Annotated in this window: 19 protein-coding genes; 10 read left to right on the plus strand and 9 right to left on the minus strand. The window is 60.7% G+C overall.

Going from position 1 to position 24,175, the window contains the following annotated elements:
* Positions 1-43 precede the first annotated feature (43 nt).
* Positions 44-1,201, minus strand: coding sequence for an MFS transporter (locus HY696_12145; GenBank protein ID MBI4239148.1), 1,158 nt, complete (start codon positions 1,199-1,201; stop codon positions 44-46).
* Positions 1,202-1,321: 120 nt separating this feature from the next.
* On the opposite strand from HY696_12145, the gene HY696_12150 reads away from it, so the two are divergent.
* Positions 1,322-2,893 (plus strand): DegQ family serine endoprotease, encoded by a 1,572-nt coding sequence (locus HY696_12150; GenBank protein ID MBI4239149.1) that lies wholly within the window; start codon positions 1,322-1,324, stop codon positions 2,891-2,893.
* Positions 2,894-2,907: 14 nt separating this feature from the next.
* Here the strand turns inward: HY696_12150 and HY696_12155 are convergent, their stop codons facing one another.
* Positions 2,908-4,557: a hypothetical protein gene (locus HY696_12155; GenBank protein MBI4239150.1), complete on the minus strand. Its 1,650-nt coding sequence runs from the start codon at positions 4,555-4,557 to the stop codon at positions 2,908-2,910.
* Positions 4,558-4,608: 51 nt separating this feature from the next.
* Entirely contained in the window at positions 4,609-5,832 is a 1,224-nt protein-coding gene (locus tag HY696_12160; protein MBI4239151.1) for a class I SAM-dependent methyltransferase, read from the minus strand.
* 252 nt (positions 5,833-6,084) lie between these two features.
* Here HY696_12160 and HY696_12165 point away from each other — a divergent pair, with 252 nt between their 5' ends.
* Entirely contained in the window at positions 6,085-6,381 is a 297-nt protein-coding gene (locus HY696_12165; GenBank protein ID MBI4239152.1) for a transposase, read from the plus strand.
* A gap of 100 nt (positions 6,382-6,481) precedes the next feature.
* Here HY696_12165 and groL read toward each other — a convergent pair whose 3' ends face one another.
* The 3 genes from groL to HY696_12180 all read right to left on the minus strand — a co-directional run bounded on the left by groL (position 6,482) and on the right by HY696_12180 (position 9,877).
* Positions 6,482-8,125, minus strand: coding sequence for a chaperonin GroEL (gene groL / locus HY696_12170; GenBank protein ID MBI4239153.1), 1,644 nt, complete (start codon positions 8,123-8,125; stop codon positions 6,482-6,484).
* Positions 8,126-8,152: 27 nt separating this feature from the next.
* Positions 8,153-8,455 carry a co-chaperone GroES gene (gene groES, locus HY696_12175; protein ID MBI4239154.1) on the minus strand — a complete coding sequence of 101 codons (303 nt, stop codon included), beginning with the start codon at positions 8,453-8,455 and terminating at the stop codon, positions 8,153-8,155.
* Positions 8,456-8,608: 153 nt separating this feature from the next.
* Positions 8,609-9,877 (minus strand): hypothetical protein, encoded by a 1,269-nt coding sequence (locus tag HY696_12180; protein ID MBI4239155.1) that lies wholly within the window; start codon positions 9,875-9,877, stop codon positions 8,609-8,611.
* Between the two features lie 372 nt (positions 9,878-10,249).
* On the opposite strand from HY696_12180, the gene HY696_12185 reads away from it, so the two are divergent.
* On the plus strand, positions 10,250-11,779 hold the full coding sequence (locus HY696_12185; protein ID MBI4239156.1) for a hypothetical protein: 1,530 nt from the start codon (positions 10,250-10,252) through the stop codon (positions 11,777-11,779).
* 81 nt (positions 11,780-11,860) lie between these two features.
* The gene (locus HY696_12190) at positions 11,861-13,195 is read left to right on the plus strand and encodes a VWA domain-containing protein (protein ID MBI4239157.1); all 1,335 of its coding nucleotides are present in this window, start codon (positions 11,861-11,863) and stop codon (positions 13,193-13,195) included.
* 104 nt (positions 13,196-13,299) lie between these two features.
* On the opposite strand, the gene HY696_12195 is transcribed toward HY696_12190, so the two are convergent.
* A complete protein-coding gene (locus HY696_12195; GenBank protein MBI4239158.1) occupies positions 13,300-14,328 on the minus strand; it encodes an NTP transferase domain-containing protein in 1,029 nt (342 codons plus the stop codon).
* A gap of 16 nt (positions 14,329-14,344) precedes the next feature.
* Positions 14,345-14,899 (minus strand): CBS domain-containing protein, encoded by a 555-nt coding sequence (locus HY696_12200; GenBank protein MBI4239159.1) that lies wholly within the window; start codon positions 14,897-14,899, stop codon positions 14,345-14,347.
* A 99-nt stretch (positions 14,900-14,998) separates the two neighbouring features.
* Here HY696_12200 and glgA point away from each other — a divergent pair, with 99 nt between their 5' ends.
* Genes glgA through glgB form a run of 4 tightly spaced genes read left to right on the plus strand, consistent with a single transcriptional unit; the run spans position 14,999 to position 21,936 of the window.
* On the plus strand, positions 14,999-16,471 hold the full coding sequence (gene glgA / locus HY696_12205) for a glycogen synthase GlgA (protein ID MBI4239160.1): 1,473 nt from the start codon (positions 14,999-15,001) through the stop codon (positions 16,469-16,471).
* Entirely contained in the window at positions 16,471-18,177 is a 1,707-nt protein-coding gene (gene glgP, locus HY696_12210; protein MBI4239161.1) for an alpha-glucan family phosphorylase, read from the plus strand. Before glgA ends, glgP begins: the two co-directional genes overlap by 1 nt.
* Positions 18,178-18,187: 10 nt before the next feature.
* Positions 18,188-19,987 carry a 4-alpha-glucanotransferase gene (locus HY696_12215; GenBank protein ID MBI4239162.1) on the plus strand — a complete coding sequence of 600 codons (1,800 nt, stop codon included), beginning with the start codon at positions 18,188-18,190 and terminating at the stop codon, positions 19,985-19,987.
* Complete coding sequence (glgB, locus tag HY696_12220) at positions 19,984-21,936, plus strand: 1,4-alpha-glucan branching protein GlgB (protein MBI4239163.1); 1,953 nt, start codon at positions 19,984-19,986, stop codon at positions 21,934-21,936. The genes HY696_12215 and glgB overlap by 4 nt, the downstream gene beginning before the upstream one ends.
* Positions 21,937-22,001: 65 nt before the next feature.
* Here glgB and HY696_12225 read toward each other — a convergent pair whose 3' ends face one another.
* Positions 22,002-22,163: a hypothetical protein gene (locus tag HY696_12225; protein MBI4239164.1), complete on the minus strand. Its 162-nt coding sequence runs from the start codon at positions 22,161-22,163 to the stop codon at positions 22,002-22,004.
* On the opposite strand from HY696_12225, the gene arsS reads away from it, so the two are divergent.
* Positions 22,155-23,123 (plus strand): arsenosugar biosynthesis radical SAM protein ArsS, encoded by a 969-nt coding sequence (arsS, locus tag HY696_12230; protein MBI4239165.1) that lies wholly within the window; start codon positions 22,155-22,157, stop codon positions 23,121-23,123. The genes HY696_12225 and arsS overlap by 9 nt on opposite strands.
* Positions 23,120-24,172, plus strand: coding sequence for a methyltransferase domain-containing protein (locus tag HY696_12235; protein ID MBI4239166.1), 1,053 nt, complete (start codon positions 23,120-23,122; stop codon positions 24,170-24,172). The genes arsS and HY696_12235 overlap by 4 nt, the downstream gene beginning before the upstream one ends.
* Positions 24,173-24,175 lie beyond the last annotated feature (3 nt).

Below are 24,175 nucleotides of genomic sequence, written 5' to 3' on the forward strand. Positions count from 1 at the left end.
TCAAAATGCAAAGTGCAAACTGCAAAATGGCGGATTCGGACATTTACCCACTTTGCATTTTGCAATTTTCATTTTGCATTTTGCCGTGTCCTTCCACCAGCCGTGCTTGCACGCCGACCCAGACGATGACCGCGCCGCCGAACAGGAACGGGGCGAGCGGGTAGCGGTCGTACAACCAGCCGGCGATGGCGGGCGCAAAGACACGCGATAGGCTCGCGGCGGCTTGGAACGTGCCCATCACCGCGCCGCGTTCCGCCGGTGTCGCGAGCTTCGAGACAAGGCTGAGTAACATCGGTTGGCAGAGTCCACGTCCGATGGAGCCGATGCCCAACAACAGCAGCAACAACGCAAGGCCGTGCACGAGCGGAAGTCCCAGCAGACTGACGCCCAAGATCGCGGCACCGAGCATGATGATCGGCAATTCGGCGGTGTGACGCAGTCGTCGAATCAGGCCGCCTTGCACCAGCGCCATGATCACGGCGGTGTACGCGAGGATATAACCGATGTGGCGGCCGTCGTAGAAATAGCGATCGGCCAGCCACAACACCAAGACCGTTTCCAACTGCGTGATTCCCATCGTCAGGAGAAAATTCCACCATCCGAAGCGGCGCAATTGCGGCCGCGCCAGCAGTGCCGCGTGCGGCAACTCATCGGCGCGGCTGACGTGGCGCGCGGGCTCGCGCAAGATCCACCATGCCAGCACGGCGTTGAGTCCATTCAAGCCGGCCGCGACCAAGATCGGGACGCGAAATCCGAACGGCGACAACACGCCGCCCAACGCGGGACCGATGATGAAGCCGACGCCGAAGGCCATGCCGATCAGTCCCATTCCTGCAGCGCGATTTTTTTCTTCGGTCACGTCGGCAATGTAGGCCGTCGCGAGGCCGATGTTCGCCGCGCAAATCCCGGCCAACGTGCGACCGATGAAGAGGCCAAGGATCGAGTCGGCCATGCCAAGGATGACGAATGAAATACCGCCGCCGACGATCGTGAGCAGCATAACCGGTTTGCGCCCAATCCGGTCGGAGAGTTTTCCCCACAGCGGGGCGCACAGGAACTGCATCGCGGCGTAGACGGCGATCAATAATCCGAGCGTCGTCCCGGACGCGCCGTAAGCCTTGGTCAGCAACGGCAAGATCGGCATCAGGATACCGAAACCGATCAGATCGAGGAGAATCACGCTGAATAAGGTCCAGAGCATGGGATGCTCATATCCACTCTATCGTTTCATGCAACCGATTTCCGCTGCGGACAAAGACTTGACCACGGCTGGGGAACGCCTCATATTGCGCTCGCTGTAATCACAACGGAGGGATCATTTATGTCGACGACCGTTCGCTATCTCGTGGCCGCTGCACTCGGCGGGGCCGTGGCGCTGGGCGGATACAACGCGCTGAACGACAACTCCACACCGACCGGACCAACGCCGGCGCCGCCGGCCACCACAGCGGCGGCACCGGCAACAACCCCACCACCGCCACCCGCGCCGCCTTCGAAGGAATCGATCCAAGAGTTGCGCAAGACGTCGAGCGCATTCGTGGCGATTGCAAAGGCAGTGCAGCCAGCAGTCGTGAACATTAATACGGTGCAAGTCGTGAAGCAGCGGACGGGGCGGCGCGGACGCGGTCCGATGATGAATCCGTTCGAAGATCTGTTCGGCGGCGGAGGGGGAGAAGGCGGCGGCGACGATATGCTCCGTCGTTTCTTCTTCGATCCGTTCGGCGGCAGCGACGGCCAGCGCGATCAACGTCGCCAAGGACTCGGTTCCGGGATGATCGTCGATTCCGAAAAGGGTTACGTGCTGACGAACAACCATGTGGTCGCGGAAGCGGATGAAATCAAGATTACGCTCAGCGACGGCCGCAGCTTCGACGCCAAAGTCGTCGGCACCGATCCGCAGACCGACGTCGGCGTGTTACAAATTCAAAATCCGGCGAAAGATCTCCCCTTCGTGCGGCTCGGCAACTCGGACGAGGTCCAAGTGGGCGATTGGGCGATTGCCGTGGGGAATCCGTTCGGACTGTCGCAGACCGTCACGGTCGGGATCATCAGCGCGAAGGGTCGCTCGAACGTCAATATCACCGACTATGAAGACTTCATCCAGACCGACGCGGCGATCAATCCGGGCAATAGCGGCGGGCCGTTGCTGAACATCGAAGGCGAAGTCATCGGCGTCAACACGGCGATCTTCTCCCGCAGCGGCGGGTATCAAGGGATCGGATTTTCGATTCCGTCCAACATTGCGCGCAGCGTGATGGAAAGCCTGATCACGGGCAAAAAAATCGAACGCGGCTTCTTAGGTCTCTATCTCCAAGACATCACGGAAGAGATCGCGAAACAATTCAAACTCGAAGGCGCGGAAGGCGCGCTGATTTCCGAAGTGATGCCGAACGGACCGGCCGAACAGGCGGGGCTAAAGACCGGTGATATCGTGGTCGAGATCGACGGCAAGAAAGTGAAAGACTCGCACGAATTGCGCAACCACGTGGCGTTCTCGCCGGTCGGGAAGATCGTCAAACTCACGGTGCTGCGCGATGGCGCGCGTCAAGAAATCAGCGTCACGCTCGCGGCGCGACCGGATGAAAAGGTCGCGAAGGAATCCTCCGGCGTCACGGAAAAATTGGGGATTGCGGTAGAAGGATTGAGCGATCAACTGCGCGGCAAATATCGCACCGAGGCCAATGAGGGCGTCGTGATCACCGAAATCGATCCGCAAGGGATCGGGGCCCAAATGGGATTGCGGGAAGGCGACGTGTTGTTGGAATTCAACCGCAAGCCGGTGAAAGACGTCGCGGCGTTCAAAGCAGCGATCCAACAATTCAACGAACGCGAAGGTTTGCTGCTGCTCGTGGATCGCCAAGGCCGCCGCATCTATTTAGCGCTGAATTTCTAGCGAACTAGTTGCCGCTAAAATTCCATTGAAACAGTCAAGCGCCCACCGAGCGCAATGTCTGCTTTGTCGGGGGGGATGGTGGCGACGATGCCGCCTGGATCGATCAGGTTCACATTGATGTCGTACGCGCTGCCCGGCAACAGCACGCCGAATTCGAAGTTCGTCTTCAAGTGATCGAAGAACGTCGCTTGCACCAACACATCGCCCTCGATCCCGTACCAACGGCCGCGACTTTGGACCGACGGCATGTTGGCGTTGCTGAGCAATGCGGCGAAATCGAGATTGACCGGATCTTTGTGGGCATACGCGGAAATGATCCGCGCGCCGACTTTGAATTCATTCGCGGCGCGGACGACGCGCCGGATATCGAAGCGGTGCAGGTACGTAAGCGCGCCATACATCGCGTTGTTGATGAAATTCCCGGTGATCGGTACGCCGCCGGCCAGCTGCGTGCCGCTGGTGCCGTCGCGGATCGCCGGCGACGTCCCGACCGGATGATGAAACATCAGGAGTCCGAGTTGATAATCGGGCCGGAACCCGTATTGCGTGACGCGCTGCGAGAGCGGCGACGCGTCGCCTTCCGCGAACCCGGCCTGCAACTTCCACTCGCCGCCCCAATCGTAATGGCCTTCCGCCTCGATCGCGGCCAAATTCACGGCCACGGTTTGGTCCGCAGGGAGTTGAATGATGCCGGGCGCCGCCAGTCCTTGGAAACGGATCGCGTCGAGCGCGACACCGGTGGAAATGGAACCGCCGACGCGCGTGTACTCCGCCGCGATGGTGTGCTGATTCCCGATCCGTCCTTTAGCGTAGGCGTCGATGAAATAGAGTCGCGTGTTGCCGTCGATCCCCGCCGCGCGCGTGGTGCCGGTCACGTCCACAGCGGTGGTCGTGGTCCCGTTACTCCCATTGCGGCGCCGGAATCCGCCGAAGAGTCCGGCATCGAATTCCGGCCGCTCGTAGAAAACGATGCCGGCCCATTGATTCGTGTCTTGCCCGTTATCGCGAATGGCCGCGCCGAGCCCGCCGATCCGCGGATCGCGCTGCGCTTCGTAGGCAATATCCCACAACGCACCGAACGACACCGCGCCGCCGTCTGGAAACCCTTTCTGCGTGATGAACAGCACGCGATCCGCGGTGTCGCCGAAGTCGCCGTCGGCCAAGTTGCCGTCGTTTTGGAAAATGCCGAGGCCCCAATGCGAGGGCTGACGCCCGATCCGCAATTTCCCGATCGCGGTCTGGATGTCCATCCACGCGCGCCGCACATTCACGCTCCCGTTCACGCCCGCCTGGCCGCCGACCAAACTCAAACTCCCCGCGCCCGCCGGCAACGCGACCGTGCCGATGATCGGGTCGTTCAAGACCAGTTCATCGGTGTTGTTGGAGCCGAACACGATGTTGTCGAGGATGTCGAACTGGCTGTGCAACGAAAGATGGTCGTTCAACTTCAAGACCGGCTCGACGCGCAAGCGCATTTGATTGAAGGAGACCAGCCCGAAGCGATCGTTGCCTAAATTGTTCGGACGTTGCGTATCGAGTTCGAAAAACGCATTGGCGCGGGTGCGAAAATAACCATGCGCGCTGAAATCGACGGCCTGTGCCGCTTGGCCAAGCCCCGACAGACATCCTACGACGAATGCGATCCGCCCCCACCGCGTCCCCATGGCGCCACTCTATACCAGGCATTTTTCGCGCGGCAAGGGATAGGTTATTGTCTACGGCTTTTCAAAGACGTGGAGTTCCGCGACAAACAGCGGCACTGGACCTTGGACCGAGCGAAAACCCGCAGCACGACCTAACGCTTGGAGCGGATGCTGCGCATAGTTGTGGAAATGGCGCTCGTTCAAGTCGTCGGGAAATGCGCCGAGCAGCGCGCCCAAACGCGCCGTGTCTTGCGAGGCATCGGTCACCACGAACTGCCCGCCCGGTCGCAACATCCGCCATGTCTCGGCAAAGACCGCGCAGCGCTGAGGCAGTGACAATTCATGCAACAAATTCTGACACACCACCACATTCGCGGATGCGTCAGACAATCCGGTGGCCGTCGCGTCCGCCGACTGCACCGTCACTTCCGCTCGATCCGCCACGCGGCGCGCTGCCATCGCCAGCATTGCGGGACTCAAATCGGTGATCGTCATGCGCGCCGGTTTGCGGCCCCAGCGCAACGCGTCGCTCAACATACGAGCGAAACAACCGGTGCCGGCGGCCAATTCGAGAATCTGCGGTCGCTCGATATCGCGGATGGCGTTGACGATCGGCGGAATCGCTTGGCGCTGCATCGCGGCGTCGGTCCCGAGAAACAGCAACTCCTTTAAGTAGGGCCAGGCACTGGCCGTAGTGCCGTCGGTGAACGGCATCCAGTGGAAACTCAGGCCCAGCGTGCGACGTAACGCCGGATCCGCCAATGCCACCGGATCGAGACGTTCGTTGTCCAGCGCGCGTTGGACGATGCCCGCCATCGCCGTCGCGACGGATGGTGCATGGACACCGTGATCGAGGCCGTCATATCCAGGCCGCAGTAATTCCGGGCCGTAATAGTGTCCCACATGCCAAAGATCCCGCTGGAGCAGATCAACGTACAAACCGGCTAAATGCCGCCACTCCGCTACACTCGGCGTCGCGCGTTTCGGATTCAGCGCGAACAGAGCAAGGCTGACAAAGGGGAGCAGTTGCGCCGCTGCGGTCAGGTGTTCGGCGAGGTAAAAAAACGGGAACAGCGGAGGCGGGACCTCTTCCAATGAAGAGAACAATCCAAGTGCTCGGTTGCGCTGTCGATCGGCGACCGTCGGCACGCCGCTCCACAGCGTTCCACAGCCGCGCCCCATCCGAATCGCCGCGCGGGTCGCCACTACGAACTGCGCATACGGAGCGGAAAAACGCGCGCCGGCCGCAACAAGCTTCCGATGCAGTCGCGGTTGCGGCACGCGCGTATGTGGCACAGACGCGCTGCGAAAACTGGGCGACTCCGATTTTCCAAATGACGCGGCGGTAACACGCATCGCGATTTCCTTTGGCGCGCAATGCTCTCTGCTCGTGCGCATTGCGGTCCTCTACTACCGCGCGCCCCGCCTCCACTGACGTTTCGGCGCGCTTACTCCCTAAACCGACCGCGCGCACTCCCGCAAGGCCATTCCCCGCTGCCCATGACTCCATGGTTGACAATCGCTCCTGCTGTAGCTAGCTAAACTTCCATGAAAAATAATAGACTCTCCAAGTCCACCAAGCCCGCTCCGGATATCGTCGCTGCGCTCTGCAGTCTGCGGAACGAAAAAGAGATGCGGCAATTCCTCGGCGACTTGCTCAGCCCCATGGAATGGGAATCCATCCAGGATCGGTGGCGAATCGCATGGATGAAGCATAACGGCGCCTCGTACTCCGATATCACCAACTCCACGAGCATCAGCTCCACAACAATCGCCCGCGTCGTGAAATGCCTCCGGAAGGGCAAAGGCGGCTACCGCGTGGCACTGCAACGGCTCGCGGCGTAGTCGTCGTCTCCAATATTTGTTGCAGGCACTTCGTTAAAAACACACGGGGCGATGGTCGCAAGACCATCGCCCCGTGTTTCATTCAGTATTTCGAGCGATCTTAGTACATGTCGCCCATACCGCCCATGCCACCGCCCGGTGCCGGAGCCGCCGCAGCCTTCTCGTCTTTCGGCTTCTCGGCAATCATGGCTTCCGTGGTGATGAGCAAGCTCGCCACCGACGCCGCATTCTGCAACGCGATGCGGGTCACCTTGGTCGGATCGATCACGCCCGCTTGCAGCAGGTCGGTGTAATCGTCGCTCGCGGCGTTGTAGCCGAACGAGCCTTTGCCTTCGCGGACGCGGTTGAGGACGATCGCCCCTTCCAAGCCGGCGTTATTGGCAATCTGGCGCAGCGGTTCTTCCAGCGACCGCTTCACAATGTTGACGCCCCATTGCTCTTCTTCGTTCGACGCCTTGAAGGTTTCGAGTGCCGTCAGTGCGCGGAGATAGGCCACGCCACCACCCGGGACAATTCCTTCTTCAACGGCCGCGCGGGTCGCATGCAGCGCGTCTTCCACACGGGCCTTCTTCTCTTTCAGTTCGCTCTCGGTCGCGGCACCGACGTTGATCACCGCCACGCCGCCGACCAACTTCGCCAACCGCTCTTGCAGCTTCTCGCGGTCATAGTCGGAGGTCGTGTCTTCGATCTGCTTCCGGATTTGCGACACGCGGCCTTGGATATCGGCCTTCTTGCCCGAGCCATCGACGATCGTCGTGTTTTCCTTGTCGACCGTGACGCGCTTCGCCTGACCGAGGTCGGTCAGCTTGATGTCTTCCAGCTTCCGGCCCAGTTCTTCGGCGACCAACGACCCGCCGGTGAGGATGGCGATGTCTTCCAACATGGCCTTGCGGCGATCCCCAAATCCTGGGGCCTTGACCGCGCAGACCTGGAGGGTGCCACGCAGCTTATTGACCACCAAGGTGGCCAGCGCTTCGCCGTCCACTTCTTCCGCGATGATCACGAGCGGCCGACCCGCGCGCGCGACTTGCTCGAGCAACGGGAGGAGGTCTTTCATTACCGAGATCTTCTTCTCGTTGATCAAGATATACGGATCCTTCAACTCCGTGACCATCCGTTCGGCATCGGTCACGAAATACGGCGAGAGATAGCCGCGATCGAATTGCATCCCTTCCACGACCTCGAGCGACGTATCCATGCTCTTGGCTTCTTCGACCGTGATCACGCCTTCCTTGCCGACCTTTTCCATTGCTGCGGCAATGATCTTGCCGATCTCTTCGTCGCCGTTGGCGGAAATGGTGCCGACTTGTGAAATTTCCTTCTGATCCTTGGTCGGCTTGGAGAGCTTCTTCAACTCTTCAACCACCTTAGCCACCGCTTTGTCGATCCCGCGCTTCAGTCCCATCGGGTTATGCCCCGCTGCGACCAACCGTGCGCCTTCGCGATAAATTGCTTGGGCCAACACCGTGGCGGTGGTGGTGCCGTCGCCGGCGACGTCCGAGGTCTTGGACGCGACTTCGCGAACCATCTGGGCGCCCATGTTTTCGAACTTGTCGGAGAGTTCGATTTCCTTGGCCACCGTCACGCCGTCTTTGGTGACGGTCGGCGAACCGAACGATTTGTCGATGATGACGTTACGACCCTTGGGGCCTAACGTGACCTTGACCGCATTCGCCAACTTGTTGACGCCGATCAACATCTTCTCCCGGGCATCTTGGGTATAAATAATCTCTTTTGCTGCCATGACTGCCTCCTATTGAATGTTAGTTCGTTATGACTGGACGATCCCGAGGACGTCGTCTTCCCGGATGATCAGGAAGTCTTCGCCTTCGATCTTCACTTCGCTGCCACTGTACTTGCTGAACAGGACCCGGTCGCCGGCCTTCACTTCGAGCGGCTTCACTTGGCCGTTGTCGAGCAACTTGCCGTTGCCGATCGCGACCACTTCGGCCTCCTGCGGCTTTTCCTTCGCGGTATCCGGGATGATGATCCCACCCTTGGTCTTTTCCTCTTCCGTGCACCGACGGACCAAGATGCGGTCGTGGAGTGGGCGGAACTTCTGTTTGCTGGCCATAGCCAACCTCCTTAAATGTTTAGCTATTATCAGAATTTAGCACTCAGACCACCTGAGTGCTAACTTTGATGTGGGCGCTATATATGGATGCGGCGTGGGGAAGTCAAGAGTGCGCAAGAAAAAAATTACTGGGGTTTTGTTCTGGCCACTCGACTACGTCGGATCGGCAGCTGGAGGCAGGTCGGGAGCGCTCGCGGACGTGCGACGCCACTGCAGCGGCGCATCAGCGTCAGCGCTGGCTTCTGCCCGCGCCTTCTGGCGCATCCGCTCCAATTGAGGAGCAATACGCTCGAACGCCGCGGCCCAAGCATCGGCCGCGCGGGTCAGATGTGTGACTCCCAGGCAATCATAGTGATCTGCCAATCGCCTGGCGACCCACACCGCGTTGTTCAAGGCCCCGCGCATCAACTGCCCCTCCAATGCCGCAAGCAATTGCGGGCCTAAGTCTGGCTTCACCTCGGCCGATGCAGTCCGCGCAACCACTTCGCCAACCTCCGCTTGCAAACGCTCGAAGGCGTCATTCGGATCGAGATCCACTTCGCCGGCCGGATAGGTCTCGAGGCGACGCCGCGCGGCAAACAACGCCCCATCGGCCCCAATACCGCCGTGCCACAGGATCTTCATCAATGCCTCGGCCACGTACGTCGCGGCCCAGCCTTCGACATCGTCATGCTCGATAAACATGGCGCGCGCCTGCTCGATGGTTGCTGGGAATTCTTTGTCGACCGCTTGTTGAGTGGGCTTCCCTCGATACATTTTGACATACGCAATCGCCAACAGGAGCCGTGCGATATTCCGGCGACAACCGTGCGCCTGCTCCGCCTCGCCAGCTTCCGCGAGGATGTCATGACGCTGCGACAAGACCTCAATGGCCCGCCGATACGTCTCCTCCGCACTGTGGTACTCGCCCAGATACGTCTCAATCCGCGCGCGCCAACACAGCCCGTGCACCTGCGCCGCCAAATCGACCGTGCGTTGCGCTGCCGCAATAGCACCATCCACAACAATCCGCGCCACGGCGAATTCTCCGGTGCCGACAAACCGTTCCGCGTCGGCATACGCCCGCTCGATCACGGTGCGCGGTTCCAACCGCCCTGCTGCACGCCCCGCCGTCTGCCCTTTGGCAAAGCCGTCGCTGAAGCCACGAGGCCTGCCACGCCGCTCTCCTACGGCAGCTCCCTGTTGGAAGCCGCGTCGGTGCAGCAGATAGCCGCCCACCGTGAGGGCCGCCAACAGTGCCACCCCGCCGATAATCGCTACCCCGGGACTCAGCACCGCTTCATATTCCGAGTTGTCGACCGAACAGCGAAGCTCGCCGGACTGCGCCGCGCATCCCGCAAAGAGGCTGGTGATGAGCGTGGCACTGCCGGCAACCGGCACCCGCATCCGCGGGGCGCCGCTTGCGTCCGTGGCACGGTGCATGGCGCCTCGCGTTGGGCGCGTGCCTCCAATCCCTGCCTTCGCACCCCCCTCGCGCCCCACAGCACGTCGCTCCCACAACACACGCGCGGTTCTCTCCGGCCCAGCACCTGTAATCCGCCAATGCATACCCATTTTCGATACCTCCGTGTGCTATCTTCGGCACACGCACCAAAAAGTTGCTAAATATTTTTTCACAGATGGGGGGTGTCGGGGGGAGCGGGGCTCTCCCCCGACTTTAGCGAGGATCCGGCTTTGCCGGTCCGAGCGAAAAGTTGCTAAAAAAACTGCACCGCCGTGGCTTGACAGGGAACACAGAAGAATCATAACTTTGCCGGCGATCAGAAGATCCGCAGAAAATGTCGGCGTTCCCCCATGCGCATACAACGACTCCAACTTCCACCGGCGCCCATGTTGGTCGACCGCGCTAACATCCCGGCAAGACTACAGCTCCCTTCGGATCGTCCGCTCTTCACACTCGGCCAAACCACCGTCCGGGCCAACGCGGGGGCCGTGTTACTGCCGCCGACGGCCGACGACCCGCTCGCCCAGCTTCACATCTGGGGCAGCGCGACTGAAGAGCCCGGCACGGTGGCGGCTCGCGTCGGCGCCGCGCTGCAGTATTATTTCGCGCGCTACGACGGGCCCGACTTTCCGCTCGTACACGCGCACGTTTTTCCCAGCGACGCGCAGTCGACCCCGCTCTCAGCAATAGCCCTCGGGAGTTGGATCCGCCGATTTGATCTCTTGCTCTACGAGCCCGTGTATGATTCGCGGTCCCAACCGATCACGGCGAACTGGCCACCGATGTTGTGCCTCACGATCGGAGCAGCAACACTCATCCGACATCCGGTGGCTCGCGTCGCTTGTTACGTGGAACCGGACAACCGCGATGGAGTTCGACAACGGTGGTTCATCAATCCCTCGCACGATGATCGACTCGAACCATTGGCCCAACAACTGCGACGGCCGTTTTCCGTTCCACACCTCCTCGTCGGAACCCGCCAAATCCCGCTGCCGCTCCTTTACCTGTGGGGGCTCATACAACAAGGGAGCGATATTTCGCCACGCGCGCTCGGCACGATCCCGCTCTCGCTGGAACGCCGCAGCGATCCCCAGCCGGCGTGCGACGCCAGCGAAACGACGCGGCGCTGGTGGATCCTCCGTCGGCGACTCAGCCCGCTGGCCGCCCTGTACGGCGTCGCACTGCCGGGGAAGGCCCATGCAGCGCCACTGCGTAACCCTGCGGCCAATGCATCGGCACTGCACGCACTGCAAACGGCCGCAGCCCGGATGCGAAACAACGCCCCAACGTGGTCACATCTGCTCGACGCCTGGATCGCCGACCGAACGGCTGAAGGCGGTGTTCCCGCTGCCCGCCTGACGGAACGCATCGCGCCGGACCAGTGGACTTGGGAACAGGATTTCTGCTACTGGCTGCTCGACACGTCGCAGCGGGCTCACCTCAACACCATGATCAAACAGCCGGCGCTCCAATCGGCGCTCTACGAGACGATCGCCGCGACGGCGCCGGAACCGCTACGCCATATTCTCTCCGCGCCGACCCAACATGGCGTCGTCGATGCGCTCATCACGTTGGCGATATTGCATTATCTGACCGCGCCGCCGCTGCACCGTGACACGTGGCAAGCGGGCATCACGGCTGAAGAACACGCGCAACTCATGGACCATCTGATCGCCGGCCCCCAAGCACCGGCGCGTCTCCCCCGCAGCCGCCCGCACGGCACCAGTCGCGCCGTCATCGGCTTTCGGCGCCTCCAACCCACGTGGCTCGCGGCCTGCGTGGCGGCCCGAGAAGACACTAGCACGCGCCGCCAGCAACAGGCATTGCGTGCCGTCGCCCGAGCCATGCTCGACTTCCGCTTGGAAAATGTGGAGACATAATCGGGAGCAACTCGCGACGCGCGGCGGACCGATACTGCAATGCGGGGAATGCGGCAGCCAACAATTCAGAGGAGTGCACATATGCACATTATTTGGCGAATCGTGGGGTGTCTGGCGCTGCTAGCAACGACAGCGTGCGGCAGCGGCACGGTGTCGGTCCAGGCGCAGGTCACGACGCAGATTGAAGGGAGTGCCAGCGTGACAATCGGCGATGTGTTGGCATACCGCAATGCATCGCAATGTACGCAGCCGACCACCTCCGCAAGCAAGGGATTTTCATTCGACGCCCCGGACATCTCGGCGGACGATTTGACCGACTTCCAAGACGACGTCGAGTCCACGCTCGATTCGCTGGAACGCACGATTAAAGATAAGACGCAGGACCTGAACTTGAGCGATCTGCTACGCCAAGCCATTGCGCAGAGCCGGCAATGGCTCGACGACGCGCGACAGACGTTGACGCAATTGCGCACGACCACCGCCCGCACGCCATATCCCGCTGGAAGCTTCGTGGGAGAGGTACTGGCTGCGGACGCGGACCTGCCGAATGAAAACTTTTTCGACCGCCTCGGCGTGGCCGTTCGCGAACGGACCAGTGCCGGACGCGTCACTGTCCAATTCTTCAGCACCGACGCCGCCGGTGTCGCGCGCGATACGGTCACGCCGGAACAGGTCTTGATCGAAGCGCTGGATGCGGACGGCACCAAGCTCGGCGACGTGACTGCATTCACGTTTAGCAACGTGCTCACCGAACTCGCCGCCCAAGTCGACGGCGCGTTCACCGTCTCCACCGTGAATGACTACAGTGGCAGCATGCGGGACGACCTCGACGCGGTCGAAGCGGCGTTGCAAGGGTTCTACGACGTCTATCCCGACGGGCTGCGGACGGAAGTGATCAAGTTCACCGGCGACACGACGATCTATTATCCGCTCGGCGTCGCGTCCGGCGAAGCTTTCACGCACGCGTTGACCGCGCGCCCCACACTCGGCGCCACGGCGCTGTACGACGCGATCACCACGGCCATCACCGACACCTGCCAAGGGAGCGGCTTCAAGGCGTTATTAGTGTTGACCGACGGCCAAGACAACGCGTCCGCCGTATCGCTCGAGGACACCATCCGCTTCGCGCAAGCCAACCGCATCCCGCTCTTCGTCGTCGGATTCGGCTATGCGGATAAGTCGGTGCTGCAACGTCTCGCCACGGAAACCGGCGGCGTATATTTGTACTTTCCGTACGACGTGTATCAGCAGTTAGGCCGGGAGCAGATCTACCAGACGGCGTATCAGCTTTTCGCAAATCTCTTCAATTATTCGTATCTCGCGTCGTTCGAGAATCTCCCACCCTTGACGGCGTCACTGCGCATTTCCGTGCAAGTGGAAGGTTCGATACAAAGCAACGTCATCGCGCTGCCATAGCAGAACAAGCGCCACAGGCGCGCTGAGGGGGAGGCTCCAACGGCTTTGCCGGTGGAGGGGGCGACGTGAGCCCCTGAGCGTCGAAGGTTCGATACAAAGCAACGTCATCGCGCTGCCATAGCAACGCGGGAGCGAGTGGCCAGATAGCGCGTCACGGCGGACGTCGGATATGGGAACAGCGTGGCGGCCACGGCCGGCTGACGGCGTGGCGGCGGCGTCCGAAGCAACAAACACGTCGGTTCGCACGGTATTTGAAAATAGCGGGCACACACCTCCGCAATCCGTTCCGGCGTCCCGAGATCGCTCCATCCACACGCCGGCACCGGCAGCATCCAGAGTTGCTGTGCCATGCGTTCTAAGAGGTCGGCGGAAAAATCCACGGTCGGCAGACCTTCATACAGCACGCGCAGCGGTTCCAACGCGGCGGAATGGAGACCGGCGCTGAATCGCCGCAGAAACATGCGGGCCACTTGCGGAAGACAGGTCAGATAGAAACGAAGCAATTGTTCCCCACGCGCGGCGAACATAAAACTGTTCCACACCGCGCCACGGGCCATCAGCGCGGTGGCCACTTCGAGCGTCGGCTTTTCGCGAAAACCTTCGACGCCGCAGCCGTTACCTTCTCGAGTGGATCCGGGGACGATCCAACCGTATTCGGTGTCGGGATATTCCGGCGTCACCCCCAACAAGACCAAATGACGCCCTTGCCGCGTGGTCAGTAACGCTTCTTCCAACGCCAACCGCACCACCGATTCATCTTCGATGAAGTGATCGGACGGCAACACGACAATATGCGCCTCGGGATCGTGTTGCAGGATATGCAGCAACGGGAGAAAAATGCCGACGGCCGTTCCACGATTCAGCGGCTGCACCAGCAGATGTTCAAACGTAAGCGCTTCGGCTTCGTCCATCCACCACGGCCAATGCGACTCGGCCACAACGATGACGATCCGTTCCGGCGGAACAAGCTGCCGCGCGCGAGCCAATGCGGTCTGGAAGAATGAAGGCTGACCGTGCAACGCACAGTACTGTTTCGGAACGGCCACACCGTGTTCGTCTCGCGTGAGCGACTGCAAACGCCGTCCTTCACCACCCGCCAAGACGATGACCCACGACTGCCCAGTGCCCAGCATGACGCCCCGATCTACTTCAGGCCGCAGCGAATACGCGCGTCTCGCCGATCGATTTGAGCGTCGAGACGATCTCTTCGTACGAGGGATACAATCCCTTCGCGCCGCGCAACCCTTGCGCGATGCGGATGAAGTCGATGAGGGAGACGATGCCAACCAACTGACCGTCGGCGTCGACGACCGGCAGGCGCCGCAGTTGCCGCTCGCAGAGCAGCGTGAGCGCGGCGTGACAGTCGTCGTCGGGGCTGCACGTCACGACCGGCGCGCTGAGTAATTCCTGCGCGCGGATATACGCCGGAGCGCGCCCTTTCGTGGCCGCAGCAATGCAGATGTCCCGATCGGTGATCACGCCGACCAGACGCCGTTCGGCCGTGACGATCGGGATGATGCCGCAATCGCGTTCCCACATGAAGCGGGCGATGGTCGCCAGATCGGTGTCGGGCGCAGCGGTTTGGAGTTCGGTGCGCATCGCGTCGCGCACGGTCAGACCGGTTTTCGGCTTGGCGCGACTGAAGAGGGGTCGCGACAGCCGACGGCCGGTCGTGCTAGATGATGAAGATGATGTGGTTGTCATGAAAAAGTTCGTACACTTCCTCCTCGACGGACGCAATGCTTTTTGGCACTAGGTACGCGTAAGTGCCGAAAGAGGCCATGACCTCCCCCATGGTGAAATATGGTGTGTCATCATATCGCCCTGATAACCGCTGAATTCGCGCCGCTCGCGTCGACCGGCGGATTGGGCGACATGGTCAGCGGTCTCGCTACGACACTCCACCAGAGTGGAGTATCGACGCGCGTGGTTTTCCCTCGTTATGCCTGCGTCCCCCGATTCTCGGCTCCCAGCTGGTCCCACCACGGCCGCGTGCGACTGGGGAGTCAAATCCTCGACTTTTACGCCGAGGAGGGCGTGGGCCCGCATGGCGGCCCGCTGTTACTGATCGACATCCCCACGCTCTTCGACCGACCCGGTCTCTATGGCGATGTCCAAGGGGAATATCGCGACAACGGCCCGCGTTTCTTGGCATTCGGCCGGGCCGCGCTCGCGGCGCTCATGGCGCGCGGCGCACCGATCGACGCCATCCATTTGCACGATTGGCACGCGGCCCCGATCGCGGCCTGGCTCCGGACCACCCCGCAGGCCTATGCCCCGCTCCAAAGCGCTCGCACGCTCCTGACGATTCACAATTTGGGGTATCAAGGCCTGTGCCCGGCACGCGATTTCGGCTTGTTGGAATTGCCACCCGCCTACTTTACCCCGCGATGTTTTGAATTTTACGGCCAACTCAATCTGTTAAAGGCGGGGATTCTCTGCGCCGACGCCCTTTCCACGGTTTCTCCGAATTACGCCCGCGAGATCCTCACGCCGGAATTTGGGTGCGGCCTCGACGGCGTGTTGCGCACTCGCGCCGCCGATTTAGTCGGCATTACCAACGGGATCGACACCGCAGCGTGGGACCCCACGTCCAGCGCGCACCTGCCGGCCCATTTCAGCGGCACCGACTTGCAAGGCAAGGCCGCGTGCAAGGCAGCGCTCCAAAAAGAATTCGGACTCCCGCCGTCTCCGGAAGTCCCGTTGTTTTGTGTCGTGGGTCGGATGGCGCACCAAAAGGGGACCGATCTCCTGCTTGAAGCGATCGCCGGCAGTAACGGCACGCCGCAACAATGGATCCTGCTGGGGCGCGGCGACCGGGCCTTCGAGGCCCGCGCCCAGGCGTTAGCGCTCGCGCGGCCGGAGCGCGTGCACGTCCAACTCGATTTCCAAATCCGCCTCGCACACCAAATCACCGCGGGGAGCGACTTCACTTGCATGCCGTCACGATTTGAACCATGTGGCTTGCAACAACTGTACGGTCAGCGCTATGGGACCATCCCAGTCGCGCGGGCCGTCGGGGGATTACGCGACACCGTCCGCGACCTCGAGACCGCACAAGCGACCGGCGTCCTCTACGGAGGACCGACGGTGGCGGATTTGCGAGGCGCGTTACACCGCGCCCTCGAAATTTATCGCCGCCCCGCCGCCTGGGCGGCATTGCAGCGCGCCGCGATGGCGCAAGACTTTTCGTGGAGCGAAGCGGTGTTATCGTATCGACGTTGGTATGCGCGGGTGCTGGCCGCGCCGCCACACCGATTTTCAGGGAGAATATAATGGATCACGCACTCTTTCCAAACATCCCGACCGTCGCCTACTTCTCGATGGAGATCGGCGTCGACCCGGATATCCCGACTTACAGCGGCGGACTCGGATTGTTGGCCGGCGACACGCTCCGCGCCGCTGCGGATTTGGAAGTCCCGATGGTGGCGATCACGCTGCTCTATCGTAAGGGATATTTCCGCCAACAACTCGATGCCCAAGGCCACCAAACGCCCAGCCCCGTTCAATGGACACCGGAGGCCCACTTGGTGCGTTTGGAACCGGAAGTCACGATTCAAATCGAAGGTCACTCCGTCGCGATCGGCGTGTGGCGCTATCTCACCCGCGGTCCGAGCGGCTACACGGTCCCGGTCTATCTGCTTGACACCGACCTGCCGCAAAACGATCCGGAAGATCGCCGCTACAGCGGTTCACTCTATAAAGGCGACCTCGCGTTCCGCCTGGCCCAAGAAACCGTACTCGGGGTCGGCGGCATCGCGATGCTCCGCGCATTGGGGTACGACTACATCCGCCTCTATCATATGAACGAAGGGCATTCGGCGCTGCTCACGTTGGCGTTATTGGCAGAACAAATGGGCAGTCGTGGCGTGGCCGCCGCGACCGATTCCGATCGGGAACGCGTCCGGCAACAATGCGTCTTCACCACGCATACGCCGGTCCCGGCCGGACACGACCAATTCCCGCGCGATGTCGTGGTGCGGATCTTGGGCGAAGAACGCGCGCACGCGTTGGAAATGGGCGGCGGCTGCTTGAACGGCACGCTCAATATGACTTCGCTGGCGTTAGGTTTTTCCCGCTACGTCAACGGCGTCGCGATGCGCCACGGTGAAGTCTCGCGCACGATGTTCCCCAACTATCCGATCTCCTCCATCACGAATGGCGTGCACGCCGCCACTTGGATCGCGAAACCGTTCAGCGCGTTGCTCGATCGCTACATCCCGAATTGGCGTCGCGACAACCTCTATTTGCGCCATGCCATTTGCATCCCGCTTCCGGAAATTGCCGACGCGCACGAGGCCGCAAAACGGGAACTCCTGGTCGAAGTCCAACGTCGCACCGGCATGCACCTCGATCCGCGCGCCTTTACGATCGGCTTCGCCCGTCGCGCCGCCGCCTATAAACGTGCCGACTTTCTCTTCACCGATTTAGCACGACTCCGCGGCATTGTAGCGCAAGGCGGCGCCATTCAAGTGATTTACTCAGGCAAAGCGCACCCCAAAGATGAGCCGGGCAAAGAACTGATCCGTCGCGTCTTCGCTGCGGCGAAAGAATTACAAGGCACGATTCCGATCGTCTATTTGGAAGACTACGACGTCGCGCTGGCCAAGCAATTGTGTGCCGGTGTGGATGTCTGGCTCAACACACCGCAACGCCCGCACGAGGCCTCCGGCACCAGCGGCATGAAGGCCGCGATGAACGGCGTGCCGAGCTTAAGCATCCTCGACGGCTGGTGGGTCGAAGGGCACATCGAAGGCGTCACCGGCTGGGCGATCGGCAATCCGTGGCCCCAAGAGAGCACGTTGCAGCAAGAAGTCGATTCGCTGTACAGCAAACTCGAAACGGTCATTCTGCCGCAGTACTATCAACGACCGACCGAATTCGACCAAGTGCGCCGCTCGACCATTGCGCTGGGCGGCTCGTTTTTCAACACCCAGCGGATGCTCTATCAATATCTAATGAACGCGTATCTCGACTTGTGAGCGCACACCTATGACAACTGACCTCGATAGTCAGTTGGCCCAACTCGCCGCATACTTCGGCGTCGAGACATCGTATTACACCATTGAAGGAAAACTGCAGCAGGCCACGGCGGATGCTCTGCTGACCGCATTGCGCGCGCTCGGCGCACCGCTCGCCACCATGACCGATGTGCCTGCGGCCTGCGCAGCCATGATGAACGGCGCGCTGACGGAACCGGAATGTGTGCGCATCGTCTGGGGCGAAGCACCGGTGACCTTCACGCTGCCGGACGCGGAATCGACGGAGCTGTGGTTGGAATCCGGCGAGCGTTGGCAAGCCGGCCCGCTGCCGCATGGCTATCATCGCTTGATTACGTCGCACGCCGACGGTCCGCATGAAACGCTGCTGCTCTGCGCGCCGCCAACCGCGCATCGTCCCGCGCCAAATACGAAGGCGTGGGGACTCTTTGCGCCGCTGTTCGCACTTCGCTCCACACGCAGTTGGGGCGCCGGCGATTACACCGATTGGCAAACCCATATCGAATGGGCGGCCACGCACGGCGCCCGCTTCGTCGGCACGCTGCCGCTGTTGCCCATTCCATTTGCGCCACCAACTACGCCGAGTCCCTACGCCCCGCACAGTCGCCTCTTCTGGAACGAATTCTACATCGATGTCACGCGCATCCCGGAACTGGAAGAATGTGGACCGGCACGCGAGCTACTCCGCACGCCGGCCGTGCTCGAAACACTCGCGCAATTCCGCCGCGCGCCGCTGATTGAGTACCATCGCATCATGGCGCTGAAGCAAGAAGTTTTGGAACGACTCGCCACGCAATTTTTTTCCGCGCCCTCCACGCGCCACGACATGTTCGTCCGCTTCGCCGGGGCCCATCCGGAACTGCGCAGCTACGCCGACTTCCGCGCGGGCGAAGCACCGGATATGTGGGCGTATCATCAATACGTGCAGTGGATCGCGCACGAACAATTGGCGGAGGTCCACCGCGCCGCGCAAGCGTGCGACGTGGCGCTCTACCTCGACTTCCCGCTCGGCATCCATCCGGACGGCTACGACGTCTGCCGTTACCGCCACCTGTTCGCGTCCGCGATGAGCGTCGGCGCGCCGCCCGACGCGTTCTTTCCCGGCGGCCAAAATTGGGGCTTTCCGCCGCTGCTGCCCCACGCGCTGCGCCGCGACCACTACCGCTATTGGCGCGCCTGCCTTCGACATCACATGCAATGCGCCGGCTTGCTGCGCATCGACCACGTAATGGGTCTGCACCGACTCCTCTGGATCCCCGACGGCGCCACTGCCGACGACGGCGTCTATGTCCGCTATCCCACCGAGGAACTCTACGCGGTCTTGTGTCTCGAATCGCGCCGCGCCAGCACCATCGTCGTCGGCGAGGATTTAGGCCTCGTCACGGATGCAGTGCGGCCGACGATGGCTCGACACGGCGTATTGCGCTGCGCGATCTTGCAGTGTGAATGCGCGCCCGGCACCATCGACTGGCCCGCGGTGCCCAGTGCGGCACTCGCCAGTCTCAATACCCATGACTTGCCGCCGTTCGCCGCGTGGTGGCACGATGCGCCGGATCCGGACGCCGCGTTGTGGCACGGTCTCGAACACCTCTTGACGAGCGACGCGCCCTACGTGCAAGTGAATCTCGAAGATCTATGGATGGAAACCGCGCCAGTGAATCGGCCCGGCACGGTCGATGAATATCCGAATTGGCGACGCCCGATGCGATATACAATAGAAGCCTATCAGCACGACGCCGCGTTGAATACTTCGTTGGCGCGCATCGATGCCGCCCGCCAGGGGACGCGATGAGCAAACCCGTCCGGTTAGTACGCAAACCCCGCGCGGCGGGAACTCCGCCCGCTGCACCGACATCGCGTGTGGGCGAATTGGATCTGCATCTCTTTAATGAAGGCCGGCATCGCCGTCTCTACGATGTGTTGGGCGCACACCCCGTCGCATCGTCAACGGGATCCGGCACCCATTTCGCCGTTTGGGCACCCGACGCCACGCGCGTCTCCGTCGTCGGCGACTTCAACGAGTGGGATCCGGCCCGCCACCCATTGCGCGTATGCGGCTCGTCGGGGATTTGGGCCGACGTCATCCCCGAAGTCGGTCCCGGCACGCTGTACAAATATCATATCGCCTCCCGCTGCGGCGGACGCCAACTGGAAAAGGCCGATCCCTTCGGCTTTACGCACGAATGCCCGCCCCGCACCGCCTCGCGTGTTTGGTCGCTCGACTACACCTGGAACGACGCGGCGTGGCTGTCGACCCGCACCGCACGCCAACAACACGATCGGCCGATGACGATCTACGAAGTCCATCTCGGTTCATGGCAACGCGTCCCGGAGCAACAACACCGCTGGCTGACGTATCGCGAACTCGCCGCGCCGCTCGCCAACTACGTTCGCGAGATGGGCTTTACCCACGTGGAGTTCCTCCCGATCATGGAACACCCGTTCTACGGCTCGTGGGGTTATCAAGTGACCGGCTACTTCGCCCCCACCAGCCGCTACGGCACGCCGCAAGATTTCATGTATCTGATCGATTATCTGCATCAACACGAGATCGGCGTCATTCTTGATTGGGTCCCGTCCCATTTTCCCGCCGACGGTCACGGCCTCGCGGGATTCGACGGCACGCACCTCTACGAACACGCCGACCCGCGCCAAGGCTTCCACCCCGATTGGCGGAGCTGCATCTTCAACTTCGGCCGCAACGAAGTCCGCAGCTTCCTGCTCAGCAACGCGGACTTTTGGTTGGAGCGCTATCACATCGACGGGCTGCGAGTGGACGCCGTCGCCTCCATGCTCTACCTCGACTATTCGCGCCGCGCCGGCGAATGGATCCCGAACGCGCACGGCGGCAACGAAAACCTCGCGGCCATCGACTTCATCCGCCAACTCAGCGAACAACTCTACGCCGCGCATCCCGGCATCCACTTGATCGCCGAAGAATCGACCGCGTGGCCGATGGTCTCACGCCCCACGTATGTCGGCGGCTTGGGCTTCGGATTCAAATGGGATATGGGCTGGATGAACGACACGCTCCGCTACTTCAGCAAAGAGCCGGTCCATCGAAAATTTCATCACCACGACCTGACCTTCCGCCAACTCTACGCCGAGAGCGAACACTTCGTGTTGGCGCTCTCGCACGACGAAGTCGTCCACGGCAAAGGCGCGCTGCTCGCCAAAATGCCGGGCGACGACTGGCAAAAGTTCGCCAACCTGCGTCTGTTGTTCGGTTACCAATATGCCCAGACCGGCAAGAAACTCCTCTTCATGGGGAGCGAATTCGGCCAATGGAGTGAATGGTTCCACGAACGCAGCCTCGATTGGCACCTGCTCGCATACGCGCCGCACCAAGGCATACATGCGTGGGTTCGCGACTTAAATCATTTGTACACCCGCAGCGCCGCGCTCTTTGAACGCGACGCAATCGGCGGCGGCTTCGAATGGATCGACTGCCACGACGCCGACGCGGGCATCGTCAGCTTCATCCGCCGCGGCCTCGCGCCCGACAACCAGCTCGTCGTCGTCGCGAACTTCACCCCCGTCCCGCGTTTCGGTTATCGCGTCGGCGTCCCCCTGCCCGGCTACTGGCACGAACGCCTCAACAGCGACGCCGCCTGCTACGGCGGCAGCGGCAGCGGCAACGCCGGCGGCACCTGGACCACCGACCTCCCCACCCACGCCCACCCCACATCCCTCACCTTGACCCTCCCGCCTCTGGCGATTCTTTTTCTGGAGCGGGACTAAGGGTGTCCGCAAAACCGTTTGGAGTGCGGGTTCTGGGTTGCGCTATCTTCGTCAGGTCTGCAAATTCAGACATAGTAGACGCGTTGCACAAAACGCGTCGGGTTATCGGGGTCGGGGGAATTCTTCATGCCAAAAAGGTGGCTGAAACGATGCCCCATGACATTACGGAAATGCATCATGCCGAAGGACTGCTTGCCAATGTTGAGGGAGGTGACCGTATGAGCCATCCAATCCCATCATTTGAGAATACGCTGTCTGAACATCGCCTCTCGATCGCACGCAAACCGCTGGAGATCTTGCAAATCAATGTCGGCAAGCGCTGCAACCAGGCCTGCCACCATTGTCATGTGGAGGCCGGACCCAAACGGACCGAGATCATGGAAAAGAGAACGGTGGATCGCCTGATCGAACTCTTGGATCGATCGCCCACCGTTCACACCGTCGATATCACCGGCGGCGCACCGGAACTCAATCCTCATTTCCGCACACTGGTTGCAGCAGCCAGGCAACGGAACAAAGAAGTGATCGACCGATGCAACCTGACGGTCTTCTTTGAGAAGGGTCAGGAGGAAACGCCGTATTTTCTAAAAACACATCAAGTGAAGGTCGTAGCCTCGCTTCCGTGTTACTCCCAGCAGAATGTGGATGCTCAGCGCGGCAGTGGCGTCTTCGATAAAAGTATCCGCGCTTTGAAATTGTTGAATGATCTCGGTTATGGAAAGAACGGTTCGAGACTCGAACTCGATCTGGTTTATAATCCGCTGGGGGCATTTTTACCTCCATCGCAAGATAAACTTGAATTCGATTACAAAAAAGAACTGCACGAACTCTTCGGCATCGAATTTAACCATCTCTTTACGATTACCAACATGCCGATCAAGCGATTTTTGGATCAATTGGTCAGAGAAAATAAATATGAAGCATACATGACATTGCTCGTGAACAGTTTCAATGCCACGGCGGCTTCGAGCGTCATGTGCCGCAATCTGATTTCCATTGGGTGGAATGGGAGAATCTACGATTGCGATTTCAACCAGATGTTAGACATCCCTATAGGCAAGACAGAAACAAGCATTTGGGATATTGAAACCTTCAATCAGATTAACGAAAGTCCCATCGCCTTTGCCAACCACTGCTATGGCTGCACGGCAGGGGCCGGCAGTTCTTGTGGAGGAAAACTGATATGACAGACAATCATCATACCCTGGAAACGGTAAAACAATATTACGGGAAGACGCTTAAGACCAATGCGGACTTGAAGACCAACGCCTGTTGTACGCTGGATGCCATGCCCGCACATCTGAAACCGATCCTCAGCCAGATTCATCCGGAGGTGTTGGGGAAATTTTACGGCTGCGGCTCGCCCATCCCGGCGGTGTTGGAGGGGAAAACGGTATTGGATCTCGGTTGCGGAACGGGGCGGGATACCTTCCTCCTTTCCAAACTCGTGGGACCGAACGGCAAGGTGATCGGTGTCGATATGACGGCGGAACAGTTGGCGGTCGCCAAGAGACATGTCGACTATCACGCTAAAGGCTTCGGGTACGAAAAGAGTAATGTGGAATTCTTCAATGGATATATCGAAGACCTTGAGGGATTGGGTATCAAGACTGGATCCATCGATGTCGTCGTCTCCAATTGTGTCATCAATCTCTCACCGGAAAAGCGGCGGGTCTTTTCCGAAATCTTCCGTGTGCTGAAACCGGGCGGCGAACTCTATTTCGCGGATATCTTTTCCGACCGGCGAATACCAAAACAGCTGGCAAACGACCCGACATTGGTCGGCGAGTGCCTTGGCGGCGCGTTGTATACTGAAGATTTCCGAAGACTCATGACGGCGGTGGGGTGCCTTGACCATCGTGTGGTAACACAAAGAAGGCTTACCGTTGAGAATCCCGAGCTTGAGCGTCAACTGGGAGCCATTTCATTTTATTCGGTGACCGTTCGGGCCTTCAAGCTGAACTTGGAGGATCGCTGTGAGGACTATGGCCAAGTGGGCTATTACTTGGGAACCATCCCCCAATGCCCGCACGCCTTCCCGTTGGATGATCGTCATCTTTTTGAAAAAGGAAGACCCGTGCTGGTGTGCAGTAACACGGCGGCGATGCTGACACAGACCCGATACGCGCCGCACTTCCGTGTCGAAGGGGATTTGTCGACTCACTACGGTTTATTCGATTGCGGATCGCAAGGGTCAACCGGTCCGGAACCACCATCAAACCAAGGGTGCTGTTAGACC

The sequence above is a fragment of the Deltaproteobacteria bacterium genome, assembly GCA_016210045.1.
Taxonomy (GTDB): domain Bacteria; phylum UBA10199; class UBA10199.

Excerpts from the sequence above, each read along its gene's own strand:
- HY696_12185 (MBI4239156.1), top strand. The coding sequence starts at position 10,250 with ATGCGCATACAACGACTCCAACTTCCACCGGCGCCCATGTTGGTCGAC.
- HY696_12215 (MBI4239162.1), top strand. The coding sequence starts at position 18,188 with ATGACAACTGACCTCGATAGTCAGTTGGCCCAACTCGCCGCATACTTC.
- HY696_12235 (MBI4239166.1), top strand. The coding sequence starts at position 23,120 with ATGACAGACAATCATCATACCCTGGAAACGGTAAAACAATATTACGGG.
- HY696_12150 (MBI4239149.1), top strand. The coding sequence starts at position 1,322 with ATGTCGACGACCGTTCGCTATCTCGTGGCCGCTGCACTCGGCGGGGCC.
- HY696_12180 (MBI4239155.1), bottom strand. The coding sequence starts at position 9,877 with ATGCACCGTGCCACGGACGCAAGCGGCGCCCCGCGGATGCGGGTGCCG.
- glgA (MBI4239160.1), top strand. The coding sequence starts at position 14,999 with ATGGTGTGTCATCATATCGCCCTGATAACCGCTGAATTCGCGCCGCTC.
- HY696_12145 (MBI4239148.1), bottom strand. The coding sequence starts at position 1,201 with ATGCTCTGGACCTTATTCAGCGTGATTCTCCTCGATCTGATCGGTTTC.
- groES (MBI4239154.1), bottom strand. The coding sequence starts at position 8,455 with ATGGCCAGCAAACAGAAGTTCCGCCCACTCCACGACCGCATCTTGGTC.
- HY696_12200 (MBI4239159.1), bottom strand. The coding sequence starts at position 14,899 with ATGACAACCACATCATCTTCATCATCTAGCACGACCGGCCGTCGGCTG.
- glgB (MBI4239163.1), top strand. The coding sequence starts at position 19,984 with ATGAGCAAACCCGTCCGGTTAGTACGCAAACCCCGCGCGGCGGGAACT.
- HY696_12225 (MBI4239164.1), bottom strand. The coding sequence starts at position 22,163 with ATGGCTCATACGGTCACCTCCCTCAACATTGGCAAGCAGTCCTTCGGC.
- groL (MBI4239153.1), bottom strand. The coding sequence starts at position 8,125 with ATGGCAGCAAAAGAGATTATTTATACCCAAGATGCCCGGGAGAAGATG.
- HY696_12155 (MBI4239150.1), bottom strand. The coding sequence starts at position 4,557 with ATGGGGACGCGGTGGGGGCGGATCGCATTCGTCGTAGGATGTCTGTCG.
- arsS (MBI4239165.1), top strand. The coding sequence starts at position 22,155 with ATGAGCCATCCAATCCCATCATTTGAGAATACGCTGTCTGAACATCGC.
- glgP (MBI4239161.1), top strand. The coding sequence starts at position 16,471 with ATGGATCACGCACTCTTTCCAAACATCCCGACCGTCGCCTACTTCTCG.
- HY696_12195 (MBI4239158.1), bottom strand. The coding sequence starts at position 14,328 with ATGCTGGGCACTGGGCAGTCGTGGGTCATCGTCTTGGCGGGTGGTGAA.
- HY696_12165 (MBI4239152.1), top strand. The coding sequence starts at position 6,085 with ATGAAAAATAATAGACTCTCCAAGTCCACCAAGCCCGCTCCGGATATC.
- HY696_12190 (MBI4239157.1), top strand. The coding sequence starts at position 11,861 with ATGCACATTATTTGGCGAATCGTGGGGTGTCTGGCGCTGCTAGCAACG.